The sequence below is a fragment of the Mycobacterium sp. VKM Ac-1816D genome, from assembly GCF_000416385.1.
Classification (GTDB): Bacteria; Actinomycetota; Actinomycetes; order Mycobacteriales; family Mycobacteriaceae; genus Mycobacterium; species Mycobacterium neoaurum_A.
This window is the reverse complement of sequence record NZ_AOHQ01000102.1, coordinates 18033-36461: the sequence shown is the minus strand read 5'-3', so window position 1 is coordinate 36461 and position 18429 is coordinate 18033. Positions and strand designations below refer to the sequence as shown.

General features: G+C 65.7%; 18 protein-coding genes. 8 read left to right on the top strand and 10 right to left on the bottom strand.

Annotated features, from left to right (window positions below):
* The coding region (locus G154_RS01750) for a phosphopantetheine-binding protein (RefSeq protein WP_202804843.1) at nucleotides 1-380 on the top strand (380 nt) is incomplete at its 5' end.
* A complete protein-coding gene (locus G154_RS01745) occupies nucleotides 377-1387 on the top strand; it encodes a thioesterase domain-containing protein (RefSeq protein WP_019512627.1) in 1011 nt (336 codons plus the stop codon). The genes G154_RS01750 and G154_RS01745, both read left to right, overlap by 4 nt.
* A 14-nt stretch (nucleotides 1388-1401) precedes the next feature.
* Here the strand turns inward: G154_RS01745 and G154_RS01740 are convergent, their stop codons facing one another.
* Nucleotides 1402-1917 (bottom strand): YdcF family protein, encoded by a 516-nt coding sequence (locus tag G154_RS01740; protein ID WP_019512628.1) that lies wholly within the window; start codon nucleotides 1915-1917, stop codon nucleotides 1402-1404.
* Nucleotides 1918-2084: 167 nt separating this feature from the next.
* On the opposite strand from G154_RS01740, the gene G154_RS01735 reads away from it, so the two are divergent.
* Complete coding sequence (locus G154_RS01735; protein WP_131701289.1) at nucleotides 2085-3254, top strand: hypothetical protein; 1170 nt, start codon at nucleotides 2085-2087, stop codon at nucleotides 3252-3254.
* A gap of 7 nt (nucleotides 3255-3261) precedes the next feature.
* Here the strand turns inward: G154_RS01735 and G154_RS01730 are convergent, their stop codons facing one another.
* From G154_RS01730 to kstD, 4 genes are all read right to left on the bottom strand, one after another.
* Nucleotides 3262-3984 (bottom strand): GAF and ANTAR domain-containing protein, encoded by a 723-nt coding sequence (locus tag G154_RS01730; RefSeq protein WP_019512630.1) that lies wholly within the window; start codon nucleotides 3982-3984, stop codon nucleotides 3262-3264.
* Between the two features lie 52 nt (nucleotides 3985-4036).
* Nucleotides 4037-4486, bottom strand: a complete 450-nt coding sequence (locus G154_RS01725) for an ANTAR domain-containing protein (protein WP_019512631.1) — start codon at nucleotides 4484-4486, stop codon at nucleotides 4037-4039.
* 570 nt (nucleotides 4487-5056) lie between these two features.
* Nucleotides 5057-5920 carry a MaoC family dehydratase gene (locus G154_RS01720; RefSeq protein WP_019512632.1) on the bottom strand — a complete coding sequence of 288 codons (864 nt, stop codon included), beginning with the start codon at nucleotides 5918-5920 and terminating at the stop codon, nucleotides 5057-5059.
* A gap of 1 nt (nucleotide 5921) precedes the next feature.
* Complete coding sequence (gene kstD / locus G154_RS01715) at nucleotides 5922-7613, bottom strand: 3-oxosteroid 1-dehydrogenase (RefSeq protein ID WP_036478737.1); 1692 nt, start codon at nucleotides 7611-7613, stop codon at nucleotides 5922-5924.
* Between the two features lie 95 nt (nucleotides 7614-7708).
* On the opposite strand from kstD, the gene G154_RS01710 reads away from it, so the two are divergent.
* Genes G154_RS01710 through dmpG form a run of 3 tightly spaced genes read left to right on the top strand, consistent with a single transcriptional unit; the run spans nucleotide 7709 to nucleotide 10464 of the window.
* Entirely contained in the window at nucleotides 7709-8494 is a 786-nt protein-coding gene (locus tag G154_RS01710) for a 2-keto-4-pentenoate hydratase (protein ID WP_023986323.1), read from the top strand.
* 9 nt (nucleotides 8495-8503) lie between these two features.
* Complete coding sequence (locus G154_RS01705) at nucleotides 8504-9421, top strand: acetaldehyde dehydrogenase (acetylating) (protein WP_019512635.1); 918 nt, start codon at nucleotides 8504-8506, stop codon at nucleotides 9419-9421.
* Nucleotides 9418-10464, top strand: coding sequence for a 4-hydroxy-2-oxovalerate aldolase (gene dmpG / locus G154_RS01700; RefSeq protein WP_019512636.1), 1047 nt, complete (start codon nucleotides 9418-9420; stop codon nucleotides 10462-10464). The genes G154_RS01705 and dmpG overlap by 4 nt, the downstream gene beginning before the upstream one ends.
* Nucleotides 10465-10546: 82 nt before the next feature.
* On the opposite strand, the gene G154_RS01695 is transcribed toward dmpG, so the two are convergent.
* The 4 genes from G154_RS01695 to G154_RS01675 all read right to left on the bottom strand — a co-directional run bounded on the left by G154_RS01695 (nucleotide 10547) and on the right by G154_RS01675 (nucleotide 14176).
* Nucleotides 10547-10981, bottom strand: a complete 435-nt coding sequence (locus G154_RS01695; protein WP_019512637.1) for an SRPBCC family protein — start codon at nucleotides 10979-10981, stop codon at nucleotides 10547-10549.
* A gap of 21 nt (nucleotides 10982-11002) precedes the next feature.
* Nucleotides 11003-12052 (bottom strand): alpha/beta fold hydrolase, encoded by a 1050-nt coding sequence (locus G154_RS01690; protein WP_023986322.1) that lies wholly within the window; start codon nucleotides 12050-12052, stop codon nucleotides 11003-11005.
* Nucleotides 12052-13296, bottom strand: coding sequence for a formamidase (gene fmdA, locus G154_RS01685; protein WP_019512639.1), 1245 nt, complete (start codon nucleotides 13294-13296; stop codon nucleotides 12052-12054). The genes G154_RS01690 and fmdA overlap by 1 nt, the downstream gene beginning before the upstream one ends.
* A 514-nt stretch (nucleotides 13297-13810) precedes the next feature.
* Nucleotides 13811-14176 carry a MarR family winged helix-turn-helix transcriptional regulator gene (locus G154_RS01675; protein WP_019512640.1) on the bottom strand — a complete coding sequence of 122 codons (366 nt, stop codon included), beginning with the start codon at nucleotides 14174-14176 and terminating at the stop codon, nucleotides 13811-13813.
* A 30-nt stretch (nucleotides 14177-14206) separates the two neighbouring features.
* Here G154_RS01675 and G154_RS01670 point away from each other — a divergent pair, with 30 nt between their 5' ends.
* Both G154_RS01670 and G154_RS01665 read left to right on the top strand, forming a co-directional pair.
* Nucleotides 14207-15334 carry a substrate-binding domain-containing protein gene (locus G154_RS01670; RefSeq protein WP_045546366.1) on the top strand — a complete coding sequence of 376 codons (1128 nt, stop codon included), beginning with the start codon at nucleotides 14207-14209 and terminating at the stop codon, nucleotides 15332-15334.
* Nucleotides 15335-15369: 35 nt separating this feature from the next.
* On the top strand, nucleotides 15370-17448 hold the full coding sequence (locus G154_RS01665; protein WP_019512642.1) for an ATP-dependent DNA helicase RecQ: 2079 nt from the start codon (nucleotides 15370-15372) through the stop codon (nucleotides 17446-17448).
* On the opposite strand, the gene G154_RS01660 is transcribed toward G154_RS01665, so the two are convergent.
* Nucleotides 17445-18356, bottom strand: coding sequence for an IclR family transcriptional regulator (locus G154_RS01660; RefSeq protein WP_023986319.1), 912 nt, complete (start codon nucleotides 18354-18356; stop codon nucleotides 17445-17447). The two genes, G154_RS01665 and G154_RS01660, sit on opposite strands and share 4 nt — an antisense overlap.
* Between the last annotated feature and the right edge of the window lie 73 nt (nucleotides 18357-18429).

Here is an 18429-nt window from a genome sequence, read left to right as displayed (position 1 = left end):
TGCCGTTGACCACCAGCGCCAAACTCGACCGCAAAGCCTTACCCGCACCCACCCACCAACGCAGCCAGCCGTGCCCGTTCGTGGACCCCCGGTCCACAAGTGAGGCGCTCGTCGTCGCCGCGTTCAGTGAAGCGTTGCGCCGCAGCGATATCGGTGTCTTCGACAACTTTTTCGACCTCGGCGGGCATTCGCTGATGGCGGCGCGGGTGATGGCGAACGTGTGCGAATCGGCGCGTGTCGAGCTGCCTCTGCGCAATCTGTTCGAACGTCCGACACCGGAACAGCTCGCCGCCGCCATCGACGCGCTGTCATGGGCCACCGTCGGCAGCGACCGGCTTGCATTCGCCGGCAGTGGCGAGCGGGAGGAGATCGAACTGTGACGACTGCCGATCTTCTGGAGGAGCTGCGCAAGCTCGACGTCCGGATAGCGCTGGACGGAGACCGGCTGCGGCTCAATGCACCCGTCGGGGCACTGACCGACGAGCACAAGCGCGATCTCGCGACCCGCAAGCCCGAAGTGATCGCGTTCCTGCGGGAGGCGCAGCGGCTGGTCTCCCAGCAGCGCGCGATCGTGCCGCTGCAGCCGGACGGGACGAATACCCCGATCTTCGCCGTCGCCGGGCACAACGGCGATGTGTTCGCCTATCGCGCGCTGGCACAGCACCTCGGCACGGAGCAACCCTTCTACGGCCTGCAGCCGCCCGGGCTGGAGGAGGGCAGCGAGCCGCTGACGACCGTCGAGGACATCGCCGGCTACTTCGCCGATCAGATCCGCGCGTTCCAACCGGGCGGACCGATGATCATCGCCGGTTACTGTGCCGGCGGCTCGATTGCGTTCGAGCTCGCCCGCCAGCTCACGAACTCGGGCACGACGGTCACCGACCTGATCCTGTTCGGTGCCCCGTACTGCACGTTCTACCGCCGGCTGCAGTGGACCGTCGCACTGGGTCGTCACTACGGCAGCCGCGCGATGACCCACGCCCGCCGGCTGTGTGCGATCCCGATGGCCGAACGCGGGCGGTACATCGCGCTGCGCGCGAGACATCTGGCCGGCACCGTGCGCGGTGTGCGCGAGCAGAGGTCCGAGCCCGTGGGCGATGCGGTCCTGATCCGCCGCCGCGCCGTGGTGGCGGCGACGCTGGCCGCGGCACGGGCGTATGTGCCGACATCCTCCGGTCTGCACATCGACGTCATGCTTCCGTGCGAGTCGTGGCAGCGGTCATCGGCGCGCCCGTTGCGATGGAATCGCCTCGCCGCGAGCACCACCCTGTTCATCGGACCCGACGGCTGCAGTAGCGACACCATGCTGCTACCCGAACATGCCGGGACTTTCGCGGGGTTCGTCGTGCAGACACAGCAGCGACACGCACACAGTGGCCCGATGTGACCTCCGCCGAGCACTCAGCAGCCGGGTTGCAGCAGTGCCCGGACGTATCCCGCGGTCTGGTAGAGGTACTCGAACGCCCATCGGCGCACGGAGATCGGAGTCGGGTTCGGCACCATCACGAGCTCACCGTCGAAGCACTTCTCCAGGATGTACCTGGCCCGGGAAGCGTGGGGCCGAAATGTCACCACGATGACTGTGCGCCAACCATGTTCGGAAGCGAGCCGCTGCAACTCCTGTGCCTCACCCTTCGTGGTGGCCGGGTCCGGGGCGAAGCAGTACACGGTGAACCCGGGGTGCGGGTCGGTGCAGTACCGGGTCAGGCGCGGGTTGTCCGTTCCGCTCGGATCCGACACGACCAGGTTGGGCGCCCAGCCCTGTTCGGCGAGATCGAATCCGAAGGGATACCGGCCGTGGTGTGGCCCGCTCAGGATCAGGATGGCATCGGCACGGCGCAGCGTGTCCACCTGGGGATGCACGAAGACGGGCAACCCAGCAGCGACCGCGATCATCAGCGTGAAGACGAGAAACAACGAACGACGCAACAATCTCCGTGCCTTCGCCGCCCTTGCGCGGCGCCGGAGATCAGGGCGCACAGGGGTCTCCGCGGTGGACCCGCACGGAGCTCGTCATATCGCCACACGGTAGTCGGGCCCCCGACCGGACGGCGCCGTGATCGCCCACACCAGGAGAGAAACCGATGACCGAGCAGTCTGAAATCCAGCCATTGCCCCCGTTGACGGCGATCCGCGAACCCAGAGTCGGTGAGCGCGCAGCTGCGCACCCGATAGGGCGCAGCGCCACCCCCCTGGGCATCACCGGTAAACGCGGCTTCCTCGTGCTACTCGTTTCGGGTGTGGCGATCAACGCGTGGGCGCTTTTTCCCTCCGCCGTCGAATCCGGAGTCTATGTGCCCTTCTCGCAGGGGCCGCCTCCGGTTTCCGCCGAGGCCAACCCGGTCCGGGATGCTGCCGGCGACCTGTCGGCGTCGACGAGCCGGATCAGTTTCAGGTTGATGGACACCGCTCGGATGCCCGCGGTGCCGGCGAGTTACGGGTCGTTCTCCCAGGCGAGTAGGGCGCTTGCCGTGTCGATGGTGCCGCTGAGGTCGAAGCTGCAGGCGCTGTTGATGCTGCTCTGTTCTCGCTATGGCCACGACGTGGATGTCGCAGCGCTGGAGCTGAAATTGCAGGCGCTGCTGAGGCTTCCGGATTCGTTACTGGCCCAGTTGATCGAGCATCCCGACCTGGTCGACCTGGTCACCGTGCTCGACGCCGTCTTCCTGGACTCGAACGACCTGTCGGGTATCAGGACGGAGCTGGACAAGATCGGTATCACCTCGACAACGGGACCGACCGAGCAGATCGATATCGTCACAATCAGCGGTAGACAGGCATACATCGTCTACTCCCCAGCGGTCCAGCCGGTGGCCGAGAACGTCTCGATGACAACAACTTCTGTGATCGTGCAACAAGCTGTGGAGTTCGCGGTGGTGGTCCAGATCGAGACCCCGGCTGCGGCGACGTTCACCGCGGTTCCCGAGCCTGCCGACCAGATCGTGGCCGAATTCGTCGCCCCGCCGAGTGCCGGGCCGGTGGCGACCGCAGCCCTGTCCTTTGCGAATGCGGAGGTGTTCGACGAGCCGACGCATGTTCCGCAGCCGGAATCAGAGGACGCCGTGGATGCCGACGACTCCTTCGAGTCCGACGAGCACGGTGATCCGTTCCCCGCCCCCGACGAAGACGACACCACCACAGTTCAAGACGGTCCGCCCACCGTAGAGCCGGATGAGGCGCAGGCCACTGATGAACCGGCAGGCGCGAACCACAATGACAGCGAAGGAAGTTCTTCCGCCGAGCCGAGCCCCTGACGGGGACTCAGCTCGGGTTGAGGATGGCCGCGGTGTCGGCACCGTCCACGACGGCGCGCGCGACATCGGCAAGGCGTCGGTTGTTACGCCGCGCGTACCGGCGCAGCAGGTGGAATGCCGCGTCCATGTCGACACCACCGCGCTCGGCCAGGACCCCCTTGGCTTGCTCGATGACCGTCCGGGTGTTCAACGCGGTCTGCAGCTGCTGATTCAGCACATCGGACTGCAGCGCGACGCGTTGGTGAACGATCCCGATGGTCGCAACATCGGCGAGTGCCTGTCCGATCGCGATATCGGCGTCCGACATCTTGCCGGAATCGAAGCGCAACAGATTCAAGGCGCCGACCCGGTCGTTGCGTAACCGCAGTGGTAGAGCATGGACGGATAGAAAGCCGTACGCGATGGCGCGCGCGGCAAATTCCGGCCAGCGGTCGATCCCGATCCGCAGATCGTCGACGACCACCTGTTCGCCGGTGCGGTAGGACCGCAGGCACGGACCGTTGTCGTATTGGATCTGGAACAATTCCAACAGGCGGGTCTGTTCGCTGTTGGAGGCGAGCACCTGAAATCTGCCGTCCACATCGGCCAGGACGATGCCTGCGGCATCGATCGGCAGCAGTGTCATGGCGTTCTCCACCAGCTGTTGAGCCAGTTCGACTACGTCGAAATCGGCCACCAGCGTGTCTGCCAGACCCACGAATGCGCGGGCCAAACCTTCGTAACGGTCCATTTTGCTCCCTACGGCATTCTGCCACGATGTGGCCTGGTGTTCCTACGGCGTGTCATGACGCCGGAGCCTGGTCGCCATCCGGACCCGTGTCGATACGCAGACCGTGGTGTACCACCTGGGCAGCCACTTCATCGAGTCCGAGCTCGTTGGCGAAGGCATATCCCTGCAAGCGGGCGTAGGCTTCCCGGGCGCGCACGCCCAGTTGCGCGACCACCATCCCGGTGGCCTGATGGATCTCCCGGGAGGACCGCGGTTGCGCCCACCATTGGTCGAGTGGGTCCGGATCGTCGGTCGTCCCCGACGCGAGCATCAGCGACGTGACGAGATCCGCGATCGCCACTGCGTCACCGAAATCGCGATCGTTCAGCCTGGATCCAGCGTCCAGATAGAGGCTGAGCACCCCTACCCGGATCGCGCCGAGCTGGAGCGGAAGTGCGTACACCGACCCAGCCCTGGCTGCCGCGGCTTCCAAGGCAAGTAGCGGCCAGCGGGTGTCCGGCATCGACGCATCTGGTGTCGATATGGGGCCGGCGACGGCGAAGGCCTCCACGGAGGGGCCTTGCCCCAAAGCGATCTGAGACCACTCCATGCGTTCAGCGACATCATCGCTGGCGCAGAGAAATTCGTGTCCATCGTCGCCGGATATGACGGAGATGCCGACCCTTTTCACCGGGAGTGTCGCCAGGCACGCCCGACACAGCCTTTCACCGCCTCGGATATCTATCGGCGATTGACCCACAACGGCGAGAAAGCGGGCGAGGACGCCGGTCCGGTCGGCGGATATCACGAACCAGAACCGTTAGCGCGAGTGTGTGCCGCGTGGAGTCTCGCGGTGAAGAACAAGGGCACCGCCTCCCGGGGCCTCCGATGCTGCGGACGGCCCGACTTGGGTCAGTGTACCGCCAACGCGACCCGCTCCCCGAATCCGGCCGACAGTCTCCCACTCGGGTTTCGGGGCCGACGCTGGGGATCACATGCGCACCCAGTCCTCCGAGGATGTGCTCAGGTGAAGCACAAGTCGCCGTCGGTGAGCCGCGTATTCCACGCGGTACCATCGCCGTTGTTGTGTGATCTAGTCGGCCGGAACGAGCTCCACCCCCGAGAGCACCACGGTGTTGTCACGGCTCGGCGCGGTCAGCGTTCCGATGAACTTGCCGTCGTGGCGCCAGATGTTGGCCTGCAGGGTTTCGCCGGGGATGACGGTGCCGGCGAACCGGGCGCCGTAGCTGGCGACCTGGGACACGTCGGCGTCCAGGAAATGGTCGACGATCGCCTTGGCGCCGATACCGTATGTGCACAGTCCGTGCAGGATCGGCCGGTCGAAGCCGGCCGCCTTGGCGAACGCCGGATCGGAATGCAGGGGATTGCGGTCACCGCACAGTCGGTACAACAGCGCCTGCTGCGGCAGGATCGGCAACGCGATCTCGGCATCCGGTGCGCGGTCGGGCAATTCGACCGAGGTGGACGGGCCGCGCTCGCCGCCGAAACCACCCTCGCCGCGGGCGAAGATGGACCGTTTGGTCGTCCACAACACCGTGCCCGAGGCATCGGTCACGGTGGATTCGCTGACGATGACGGCGGCCTTGCCCTTGTCCCAGATCTCGGTGAACCGCTGCTTGGAGAATCCCGTCCCGCTGGTCGGGATGGGGCCCGGCACGCTGACACCCTCGCTGGCGTGCAGCACCCTGGACAGCTCGATATCGATGCCGGGGAACTGCACGGTCGGCGCCTGGGTCATGTGGAAGCTGGCCGCGACATTGCCGAAGGTGGGCAGCACCTGCGGGGTGTTATCGGTCAGGTAGCGCAGTTCGCGCTCGTCCATCGGGTCCGAACCGGCGCCCAGGCCCAGGTGGTACAGCTGGATATCGCTGCTGGTCCAGGAGAACTCGATCGGATCAAGGTCGGCGGCGAGCGCCTGCTCGACATCGATGGGCATATCAGGCCTTTCCAGCGAGATGCAACGCGGCGAGGTAGCCGAACGTCATGGCGGGGCCGATTGTGCCACCCGGGCCGGGATAGGTGTGCCCCATCACCGGTGAGCTGACATTGCCTGCCGCATAGAGGCCTTCGATCACCGAGTTGTCGTCGCGCAACGCACGGCCGTGCACGTCGGTGCGGATGCCACCCTTGGTGCCCAGGTCGCCGGGTACCATCTTCGCGGCGTAGAACGGACCGTTCTTGATCTCGCCGAGGTTCGGGTTCGGCTTGTTGGTCGGATCACCGTAGTAGCGGTCGTAGGCGCTCTCGCCACGGTGGAAGTCCTCGTCCACGCCGGAACGTGCGAAACCGTTGAACCGTTCGATGGTGGCCGTCAGCGCGTCGGGGGCAAGACCGGTCTTCTCGGCGAGCTCGGCCACGCTGTCGGCCTTGACGATGACGCCCGATTCCATCCATTTCTTCGGGATGCGTTGTCCGGGCTGCAATCCCGCGAAGATATAGCGATCACGGTACTGCTGGTCGAAGACCATCCATGCCGGGACGTTCTCGCCAGGCCCGGCACCTTGGCCGTACTGACCGCCGTACATGTGGTGGCAGGCCTCCACATAGGGCATCGATTCGTTCATGAACCGCTTGCCGTTCATGTTGACGATGATCGACCCGGGGGAGTTCCGCTCGGAGAGGGCGAACCACGGGGCGCCCACCAGCGGGACGGTCGGTCCCCACCACGCGTCCTCCATGAGCTCCAATGCCGCACCGAGCTTTTCGGCCGCCACGATGCCGTCACCGGTGTTGGCCACTGCGCCGACGGTCCACTCGGTGGTGATGGGCTGGCGCTGATACTTGGTGCGCATCTCCTGGTTGTGCTCGAAGCCACCGGAACCGAGGATCACGCCCTTGCGGGCTCGGATCAGCTTCGGCTCGGCAGACTCGGGGGCGCCGGCCTCGCGAACGTAGATTCCGCGCACCACCCCGTCCTCGAGGTACAGGTCGGTCAGCGCGGTGTTCAACAGCACCGGCACCCCGGCCTTCTGCAGGCCGATGCGCAGCGGCGCGATCAGCGCCCGGCCCATACCGACCAGGTTCTTGCCGGTGGCGTTGGCCCACACCGACCGCACACCCACCTTGATGCTGCGCAGCACGCCGCGCGGGTGACGCTTGAGCTGGTTGAGCCGGACATAGTCCTGTTGCAGCACCACCATGTTCAGCGGCACCTTGCCGTACGGCGGTTCGAGGCCCTTCTCGTCGGGACCGAGCTTCTTGGCATTGAACGGCTTGGGCTCGACCGAGCGGCCGGTGGCCTTACCGCCCGGCGTCTCCGGGTAGTAGTCGGAGTAGCCGGGAACCCAGCACAGCTTCAGCGGCGAGTTCTTCAGCACGAACGACAACATCTCCGGACTGCGGTCCAGGTAGGTGTCGATCTTCTCGGCCGGCACCACATCGCCGATGATGGCGTGCAGGTATTTGCGTGCCTCGGCGGGGGTGTCCTTGACCCCGTCACGCTGCAGAACCTCGTTGTTCGGAATCCACACGCCGCCGCCGGATCGCGCCGTGGAACCGCCATAGTGCGGAGCCTTCTCAACGACTACTGTCGAGAGTCCCTGGTGAGCGGCGGTGAGGGCGGCGACCATGCCGGCAGCACCGCTCCCTACCACCACTACGTCAAAGACACTGTAGTCCTGTTCAGTCATGTAGAACACGTTATAGAATTGCAGTGCCTTTCGACAACAGGCCCACAACTGTGCCGGTCGAGGGCCTGATGAGATTACGAGGGGAATTCACCAACATGCTCAGTGTCGAGGTGCGCGAGGTGCTCGCGGCTGATTTGGCCGAGGCGGAGCGTAGTCGGGTGCCGACCACTCCGTTGACGGATCGGTATCCCGATATCGATGTGGTGGATGCCTACGAGATCCAGTTGATCAATATTCGGCAGCGGGTGGCTGAGGGTGCGCGGGTGATCGGGCACAAGGTGGGGCTGTCCTCGGAGGCGATGCAGAAGATGATGGGGGTTGATGAGCCTGATTACGGTCATCTGCTCGCTGATATGGAGGTGTTCGAGGACAAACCGGTTGCGGCGGGCCGGTTTTTGTATCCGCGGGTGGAGGTTGAGGTGGGGTTCATCTTGGCCGATGATCTGCCCGGGGCGGGGTGTACCGAGGATGATGTGTTGGCCGCCACGGCGGCGTTCGCACCGTCGATCGAGCTGATCGATACCCGGATCACGGACTGGAAGATCAAGTTGTGCGACACGATCGCCGATAATGCGTCGTCGGCGGGGTGGGTGCTGGGCCCGGAACGGGTGTCGCCCAAGGACATCGATATAAAGGCCATCGATGCCGTCTTGACACGCAATGGTGAGGTGGTCGCTGAGGGTCGCAGTGATGCGGTGTTGGGTAATCCGGTGACCTCGGTGGCGTGGTTGGCGCGCAAGGTCGATCAGTTCGGGGTGCGTCTGCGTGCGGGGGACATCGTGTTGCCGGGTGCGTGTATGCGGGCTGTGGATGCTCGGCCGGGGGATGAGTTTGTCGCGGATTTCGACGGGCTGGGTTCGGTTCGTCTTTCTTTCGAATAGGAGCCACATATGGCTGAGAAGTTGAGTGTTGCGATTGTGGGGTCGGGCAATATCAGCACCGACCTGTTGTACAAGCTGTTGCGGTCGGACTGGTTGGAGCCGCGGTGGATGATCGGGATCGATCCGGCGTCGGAGGGGTTGGCGCGTGCCCGCAAGCTGGGGTTGGAGACCTCCCATGAGGGGGTGGACTGGTTGCTGGGCCAGTCCGAGAGGCCTGATGTGGTGTTCGAGGCCACCTCGGCGTATGTGCATCGTGATGCGGCGCCGCGGTATGAGGCGGCGGGGATCACTGCGATCGATCTGACTCCGGCGGCGGTGGGGCCGGGGGTGATTCCGCCGGCGAATCTGCGGGCGCATCTGGGTGCGCCGAATGTGAACATGGTGACCTGTGGTGGGCAGGCGACGATCCCGATGGTGTACGCGGTGTCGCGTGTGGTGGATGTGCGGTATGCCGAGATTGTGGCGTCGGTGTCGAGCGCGTCGGCGGGGCCGGGGACGCGGGCGAATATCGATGAGTTCACCAAGACCACCAGTGCCGGTGTGCGGGATATTGGTGGGGCGGCACGCGGTAAGGCGATCATCATTTTGAATCCGGCGGATCCGCCGATGATCATGCGGGACACCATCTTTTGTGCGATCCCTGAGGATGCCGATCACGCGGCGATCACCGCCTCGATCAAGGAGGTCGTCGGGCAGGTGGCGAGCTATGTGCCCGGGTATCGGTTGCTCAATGAGCCGCAGTTCGATGAGCCGTCGGTGGTCAATGGTGGCCAGCATGTGGTGACCATCTTCGTCGAGGTCGAGGGGGCCGGGGATTATCTGCCCCCGTATGCGGGGAATTTGGACATCATGACCGCGGCGGCGACCAAGGTCGGCGAGGAGATCGCCAAGGAACGCAGCGCAGCGGGAGCAGGAGTGCAGGCATGAGCGAGATTTTCTTCAATCCGGTGTGGGATGTCCGGATGACCGATACGTCGCTGCGCGACGGGTCCCATCACAAGCGTCACCAGTTCAGCGCCGATGAGGTGGCCTCGATCGTCGCTGCCCTTGATACCGCGGGCGTGCCGGTGATCGAGGTGACTCACGGTGATGGGCTGGGTGGGTCGAGCTTCAATTACGGGTTTTCGAAAACTCCTGAGCAGGAGTTGATCAAGCTGGCGGCCGAGACGGCCAAGGACGCCAAGATCGCGTTTTTGATGTTGCCGGGTGTGGGGACCAAGGAGGACATCATCCAGGCGCAGAACAACGGTGGGGAGATCTGCCGCATCGCGACCCATTGCACCGAGGCTGATGTGTCGATTCAGCATTTCGGGTTGGCCCGTGAACTCGGCCTGGAGACGGTGGGTTTTTTGATGATGAGCCACACCATCAGCCCGGAGAAGCTGGCTGCCCAGGCCCGGATCATGGCCGATGCGGGATGTCAGTGTGTGTATGTGGTGGATTCGGCGGGTGCGTTGGTGCTCGATCAGGTCGCTGATCGGGTGTCTGCGTTGGTGGCCGAGCTCGGTGATGACGCGCAGGTCGGTTTTCATGGTCATGAGAATCTCGGGTTGGGGGTGGCCAACAGCATCGAGGCGGTGCGCGCGGGTGCCAAGCAGATCGATGGGTCGTGTCGGCGGTTCGGTGCTGGTGCGGGTAATGCGCCGGTGGAGGCGATGATCGGGGTGTTCGACAAGATCGGGGTGAAGACCGGGATCGATTTCTTCGAGATCGCCGATGCCGCCGAAGAGGTTGTGGCCCCGGCGATGCCCGCGGAATGCCTGCTGGATCGCAACGCGTTGATCATGGGTTACTCGGGGGTGTATTCCAGTTTCCTCAAGCACGCCATCCGTCAGTCCGAGCGCTACGGCGTACCCGCGCACCAACTGCTGCACCGGGCCGGGCAACGCAAACTCATCGGCGGCCAAGAAGACCAACTCATCGACATCGCCCTGGAAATCAAACGCGAACAGGAAGCCCAGAACGCCTGATGTGAATCACCGTCCGGAACCGGCCGCGCGTACACGGGCAGCGCGCGGCCGCTCTGGAGATGAGTCGACGCGATCGAGGTGATCAGCGCTCCAGTGCACGGGCGCAGGCAGCCAGGATCGCCTCGAAGTTCCACGGCAGCAACCGTGCGGTAATGACATTCAACGCCGCGCCGCCGGCGCGCAACGGATGAGAGTAGCTGCTGACCCAGTCGACGTGGGTACCCCCGGTTGCCGCCGACAGGGTCACTGTCCCGCCCTCGTGACCGAATGCCGGAAACGAGCGCACTATGAGATACGAATAGCGGTGCGGGCGATCGTATTCGGTGATCTGTTCCCGTAGCCACACTCCCGTGCCGACCGCTTCCCGCACGGCACCGGCCCCGGGTTCCACGGAATCCGCGGCCCAACCGGCACGCAGGATCATCGGGGCGGTCACCAGGTTGGCCGGGTCGTCAAGCCAGTCGAACACCCGTTCCGGCATTGCCGCGATGACCCGTTCGACATGCAATCGCACCATGTGTCCCCCTTTGGCGGGAGACTACTCCGGCGGCGCGTATCCCGGCTTGCTCATCAGCTCGCGCAACCCGGCGTCGATGAAATCGGTGTCCACATCGTTGGCGCCACCGCCGGCGAAATGCCCCCAGATTCCGGGGATCACCCTGACCTCGCCGTCGGGTATGAACTGACTGGCCCACTGCTCGTCTTCGGGCGGGAAGTACAGATCCTTCTCGGCGGGCATGGCCAGCAGCGGGCACTTGATCGAGGCCAGCGCCTTCTCTACGTCGCCATCGAAACCCGGTGTGTTCCCGACATTTCCGCTGTGCCACGTGCCGATCATCGTGATCAGGTTGTTGGGGTCGCGGCCGTCGCGGAAGAAGCCCTCCCAGAATCCGTAGAGAAAATCGTCGAAGGAGGTGTAGCCGAGTTCGCGCCACGTCTCTTGCCAATAGAAGGCCTGTGAGTAGCCCCATCCGGAGTACACCCTGGCAAAGGCCCGCAGGCCCTTGATCGGAGGCCGGGCCGGGTCGTAGTCGCCTTCGGCGAACGCCGCATCGGCCGTCAACGCGGCCACCAGTGACTCCAGGAACACCTTGTTGTGCGGGGCGGTGATGCTCGACCCGCAGAACGGTGCGGCCCGCTCCACCATCTCCGGATGGCTCACGGCCCACTGATAGGTCTGACCGGCACCCATCGACCATCCGGTCACCAGGGAGATCGAACCGATACCGAATTTTTCTGTGACCAAACGATACTGGGCTTCCACCTGGTCATGGAACGTCACCGCCGGGAAACGGGGTCCGTCATAGGGCGCCGGCGTGTTCGACGGTGATGACGACAGACCGTTGCCAAGCATGTTCGGGACGATGATGAATGCGGTCACAGGGTCCAGGACGCGGCCGGGTCCGATGAGCCATTCGTTGTCGGTGTGCCAACCCGAATACCAGGTCGGATAGACGATCACGTTGGACTTGTCGGCGTTGAGCGTGCCGTAGGTCTTGTAGGCGAGCCGGGCATCGCGCAGTGTGAAACCGTTCTGCAGGGTGAAGTCCCCGAGATCGAAGTATTCGGCGTCGGTGGGTGCGGGCATCAGTTGCTCACCGCGCACTGCCCGCGGTCGATCCGCTGCGGCGGAGTGCTGGACGGGCGCACATCGATATCGAAGATGGCGGTCGGAATATACAGCGTGGCACATGAATTGGGGACATCGACGACGCCGGACATCCTGCCCTCCACCGGCGCGGCACCCAGGATCAGGTAGGCCTGCTCCTTGGTCCAGCCGAATTTCGACAGGTACTCGATGGCGTTGAGGCAAGCATTCTGGTACGCCAGCGTGGTGTCCAGGTAGTGCTGGGTGCCGTTGCGGTCTACCGAGAACCCGACGAAGGTGAGGAACTCCGAGTAACGCGGTTCCACGATCCCCGGCATGAAGATCGGATTGGTGGTGACACCGTAGGTCTCCATCCCGCCCTTGATGATCTCCACGCGCAGATCGATGTAGCCGCCCATCTCGATCGCGCCACAGAAGGTTATCTCGCCGTCGCCTTGAGAGAAGTGCAGGTCGCCCAGCGACAGATTGGCGCCGTCCACGAACACCGGATAGAAGATCCGGCTGCCCTTGGAGAGGTTCTTGATGTCTTGGTTGCCACCGTTCTCCCGCGGCGGGGCCGTGCGGGCCGCCTCGGCCGCGGCACGCTCGTAGTCGGCTCCGGTGAGGCTGCCCAACACCGCATTGGACGGCAGCGGCGGCAGCGCGAGCGGCGGCACCCGGTCGGGATCGGTGGCGATGAGCTGGGCTTCGCGGTGATTCCATTTTGCCAACAGGTCCGCACTGGGCGCGGTGCCCATCAGGCCGGGATGGATCAGGCCGGTGAACTCCACTCCCGGCACATGCCTACTGGTGGCCTTCTGGCCGGTGAAATCCCAGATCGCCTTGTAGGCGTCGGGGAACCAATCGGTGAGGAAACCGCCACCGTTGTCCTTGGCGAAGATCCCGGTGTAACCCCACCCTTGGCCGGCCACCGGTCCGGTCTGCTGGGGTACCGGACCGACGTCGAGAATGTCGACGACCAGTAGGTCGCCGGGTTGCGCGCCTTCGACGGCGAACGGGCCGGACAATTGGTGGACCATGGTGAGGTCGCAGTCACGGATGTCGTTGGCGTCATCGGAGTTGACGATGGTCCCGTCGAACCATTCCTTGGACTCCACCCGGAAGCTGTCGCCGGACTTCACCGTCGCCACGGCCGGGATGTCCGGGTGCCAGCGGTTGTGCCCGACCAGCTGCTGCTCGCGAAACGGCTTGCTCTGGTCGACGGGAAAGATCACTTCGGGCATGTGTGCCTCCTCGATTGACGGAAAACGTTCTGATACAAGGCGTTACGGTTTGGGTAGCATCCGGTGACGCGGATCGGCGTACCGTAGGCGTGCCGGATCGGACGAGGCTGACGATCTGCGGACGACGCCGGGGTTGGCCTGGGACTGCGCATGGAGGTCCAGCGCGCGGGTGCCGGCCGGGTTTGAACGCACCATCGCACCACCGCCATAGAGGCGATTGCTTGCTGCGCAACACTTTTCACATTCGACACTGGCCGGTGCGGTCCCGATGGGGAAGGTCATGTCGAATGGCCCGTCGTCCGGGCAGCGATAGCGATAGCGTGGCACGGAAACCCTGTTCGTCAAATGTTCCCATCTGGGAATAATGTCGAACCTACACCGGCGGGACGCTCCGTCAAGGGCAAACCGGCGCATCTGCAGCGCCGGCCGGGATTGTTTACACGATCGTCATGGCTGCGGCAGTTCACCCGGTGGCCGCAGGCCGTGCGCTCTACAATGACGTAATACGCACGTCCTAGATTGGCGTGGGGTCGCCGTCCCGAAGGAAAACAATTGGGGTGATTGCCGACTCTGCGGTTCGGAGGAGTTCGGCACCATGCGACGACGACCGCAGCGTGGTTCGGCGGCGGTCCTGCGCCGAGACGGTGCGATACACCGCGCCGAGTTCGACAAGTGCGTCGACGATGCGTGTCGCCGAGGTGGACGGGATGGCGAGCGCGTCGACGATATCGGACATCGAGCAGCCGGGATCGTGGTGGATGACGTGCAGCGCCCGCCAGCGATCGACCGTCAGATCGGTCCCGGCGAGCGCGCCGTCGATGCTCGCGGCGACGACGGCGGCGCGCCGCAGCAACGCGAGGGCCTCGACGAGATCGTCCATGACATGCCTTCCCGATCAGGACTTCACAGCATGCCAGATCCGTTCGCCAGGACGGAACAACATCGGCGCTCCCGTTCGGAGTTCCGGGTGGCGCTGGCACTGCCGCGTCGTGGTCCGGCCGGCATCTTCGGGCTCGAGTGTCGGGCCGCCGCCGAACTCGCCGCCGCCGAGATCGACGCCGCGGGTGGGGTGGCCGGACGCTCGGTGCAGTTCGTGCATGTGGACGCCGGTGGCGATCCCACCGGGGTCGCGACTCGGATCAGGGAATTGGTGGATTCCGGAGCCGTCGATGCCGTCACCGGCTGGCATCTGTCCAACGCGAGGCAGGCGATCGCCCGCGAGGTCGGCGGCCGCGTCCCCTACGTGTACGCCGCGGCCTATGAAGGTGGCGAACGCAGCGACGGAGTGCTGTGCAGCGGGGAGGTCCCGGGCGATCAGATCATCGCCTCGCTGCACTGGCTGCGCACCGAACTGCGGTTGCGGCGGTGGTTCATCGTCGGCAACGACTACGTATGGCCACGAGGATCGGCGCGGGCGACCCGGGCCGGCTTGGACGGTAGCGACATCTCGATCCTGGGCGAGCGGTTCCTGCCACTGGGCGCCGACGATCCGTTCGCGTGGGACCGGGTGCTCGCCGATATCGTCGCCGCCGGCGCCGACGGTGTCATCACACTGCTGGTCGGCTCGGACGCGGTGCGCTTCAACCGGGCGTTCGCCGCGGCGGGCCTGGATGCCACCGTCACCCGGTTCAGCCCGTTCACCGACGAGACGGTGGTACTGGCCAGTGGCAGCGAGGCGACCGGGAACCTGTTCATCTCGGCGGGCTGGTTCGCCGGCCTGGCTTCGGCCGCCGCTGCCGAGTTCAGCGCCGGATTCAGCCGCGCCTTCGATCTGATCAATGGCACCGGCCCGATCGGGGAGCCCGCGGCACCGGCGCCCGGCACGATGGCCGAGACGACCTACTCGGGAGTGCACCTGCTGGCCGGTATCGCGACGACATCGGTGCCCACGGTCGCCGACGCCCGCCGGGCCTTCGACGAGTGGGGCTGGGATTCCCCGCACGGTCCTGTCGATCTGCACCGGGGAGCTGCCCGGCACCCGGTGCATCTGGCCGTGGCGCGCGGTGTCGACCTGGACGTCATCGCCAGGGTGCGCTGAGCGGGCACGTCATACCCGGTTGGCACGATGGACCGATGACCACCCGCACCGACGCGCAGGCCATCCTCGAACAGCTGGCCGGGCCGCAGGCCGTCCTGCGCGATGACCAGTGGACGGCCATCGAGGCACTCGTCGTCCACCGCCGACGCGCGCTGGTGGTACAGCGCACCGGGTGGGGCAAATCGGCGGTGTACTTCATCGCCGCCAAACTCCTACGTGCCGCGGGCCGTGGGCCGACGGTGATCGTGTCCCCGCTGCTGGCCTTGATGCGCAACCAGGTCGAGGCCGCGCGCAAAGCGGGGGTGCAGGCGGCCACCATCAACTCCAGCAACGTCACCGAATGGGAGGACGTGCACACCAGGGTGCGGGCCGGTGAACTCGACGTGCTGCTGGTCAGTCCGGAGCGGTTGAACAACCCGGACTTCCGTGACGCGGTGCTGCCCGCGCTGGCCGCCGACGCCGGTCTGGTGGTCGTCGACGAGGCGCACTGTGTGTCCGACTGGGGGCATGATTTCCGGCCCGACTACCGGCGCATCCGCACCCTCGTCGCCGAGTTGGGCACCGATATCCCGGTGCTGGCCACCACGGCGACCGCCAACGACCGCGTCGTCGAGGATGTCGCCACCCAGCTGGGCGTCGGCGGCTCCGGGGACGGCACCCTGGTCCTGCGCGGTGGGTTGGATCGAGAATCGCTGCGGCTGTCGGTGGTACAGGCGGGCGGTCCCGCGCAACGCGCGGCGTGGTTGGCCGCGCATCTGGATTCCCTGCCGGGTTCGGGCATCGTGTACACGCTGACGGTGGCCCAGGCGCACGATATCGCCGCCCTGCTGCGCGAGCACGGCCACACCGTGGCCGCCTATACCGGCGGTACCGAGGCCTCCGAGCGCGAGCAGTTGGAGGCCGACCTGCTGGGCAATCGGGTCAAGGCATTGATCGCCACCTCGGCGCTGGGGATGGGTTTCGACAAGCCCGACCTGGGGTTCGTGGTGCACCTCGGTGCGCCGTCGTCGCCGATCGCCTACTACCAGCAGGTCGGGCGCGCCGGCCGATCGACCGACAGCGCCGAGGTGATCCTGCTGCCGGGCCGCGAGGATGTCGACGTGTGGCGCTACTTCGCCTCGGTCGCCTTTCCGTCGGAACCCTTGGTGCGCAAGGTGATCGGTGCACTCGAACCCGATCGGGCGTTGTCCACCGCGGCGCTGGAGCCGCTGGTGGACCTCAACAGGTCGCGGTTGGAGATGGTGCTCAAGGTCCTCGATGTCGACGGGGCGGTGCGCCGGGTGAAGGGCGGCTGGATCGGCACCGGGCAACCCTGGTCCTACGACGAGCCCCGATACGCGCGCCTCGACGAGGCGCGCAAACGTGAACAACAGGCCATGCTCGACTACCAGCGCACCACCGACTGTCGAATGGTGTTCCTGCGCAAGCAACTCGATGATCCGGAGCTCGGTCCGCAGGCGTGCGGGCGGTGTGATAATTGCGTCGGCCCGCGGTATCGCTCCGAGGTCGACGCGGAGTCGGTGGAGGCGACCCGCGCGCGGCTGATGCGCCCCGGCGTCGAGATCGCTCCACGCAAACAGTGGCCCACCGGCATGAGCCGGATCGGGGTGGATCTGTCCGGACGGATCGGGGAGGGGCCGTCGGCGGGCCGGGTGATCGGCAGGCTGACCGACCTGGGATGGGGTGCCCGCTTGCGGACGCTGCTCGACGAACCGGATGCCGAGGTGCCCGACGCCGTGATCACCGCGGCCATCGAGGTGCTCAAGGCGTGGGATTGGGCGCGGCGGCCGACCTCGGTACTCGCCGTCGATTCGGTGCGCCACCCGGTCTTGATCCGCAGCATCGCGACCCGGTTGGCGGCGGTCGGGAAGCTGAAAGATCTCGGTGTCCTGAACTATTCGCCCGAACACCGACCCGTGGTCGCCGCCAACTCGGCCTATCGGGTTGCCGCGCTGCGCGATGCCTGGGAGTTGCCGGCAGGCGTCGCTGGCGAGACCGTGCTGCTGGTCGACGATATGACCGATACCGGGTGGACGATGACGATGGCCGCGTTGACCGTCCGGGCCGCCGGGGCGGTCGACGTGCTGCCGTTCGCGCTGGCGGCGGTGAGCTAGAACCCGGGCTTGATGCCGCCGAGGGACGAGGTGACCGCGTCGGCGGTCGCCATCAGCGCGTGCGCACGTGCCGCGATATCGGCGTCGGTCAATGCCGCGCCGATCTGCATCGTCGCCACCATCACCTGGCGGCGGTGGTGATCGAAGACGGGAGCGGCGATGACGCTGATGTCGTGACGCGTCTCGGGATCATCGGTGCCCGGTAGGTAGACCCGCTCACCGATATCGGAGACCAATTCCCCGAGCAGCGCCCGGAGTTCGTCGGGCAGCGTGTTCGACATGCCCGCCATCAGCGCATACAGCCTCCGGCCACCGGGGGTGAGCCGCTCCACCAGATATCCGCAGGCGCGGCAGGCGGTGATGACCCGTTCGAACCGATCGCTGTCGGTGTCCAACGGAATCGTGGGTTCCTTGGCGAGCCAGTCGCGGACCGCCCCGTCGTCCCAGAGGACGAACATCAGCCCGACCGGTGGCGCGAACGGGTAGCTCTGCCCGACTCGCACCGTGATGGGTGTGCCCGGGGGCGAGACGAGTTCGAGCAGCGTGATGCGGTCGTCGACGACACCGGACAGGGCAGCGGTGGCACCGAATGCATCCGACAGTGATCGCAACTCGGCCTGCGCCGCGGGGCTCACCCGCAGGGCCTGTTGCGCGGTGTGCCCCAGCGTGATCAGCGCGGGGCCGAGCCCGTAGGTCTTGTCCCGGGTGCCCTCGCCGGCCTGGCGTACGAGGTAGCCCGACTCGGTCAGGCTGGTCAGGATCCCCAGGCAGGTGGGCTTGCTGAGGTTGACCCGGCGGGCCAGTTCGGAGAGCCCGAAGCGGTCATGCGGGTGCGCGGCCAGGAAGTTCAGCACCGCCACCACCCGTTCGGTGGGCGGGGACGCGCGTCCGGTCGCCTGGTCTGGCACCGCACCTCCCGACGTTGACGTGAACTAGAACGCGTTCTAGTCTCAGGTCGGAAACTCTACCACGACGGTCCAA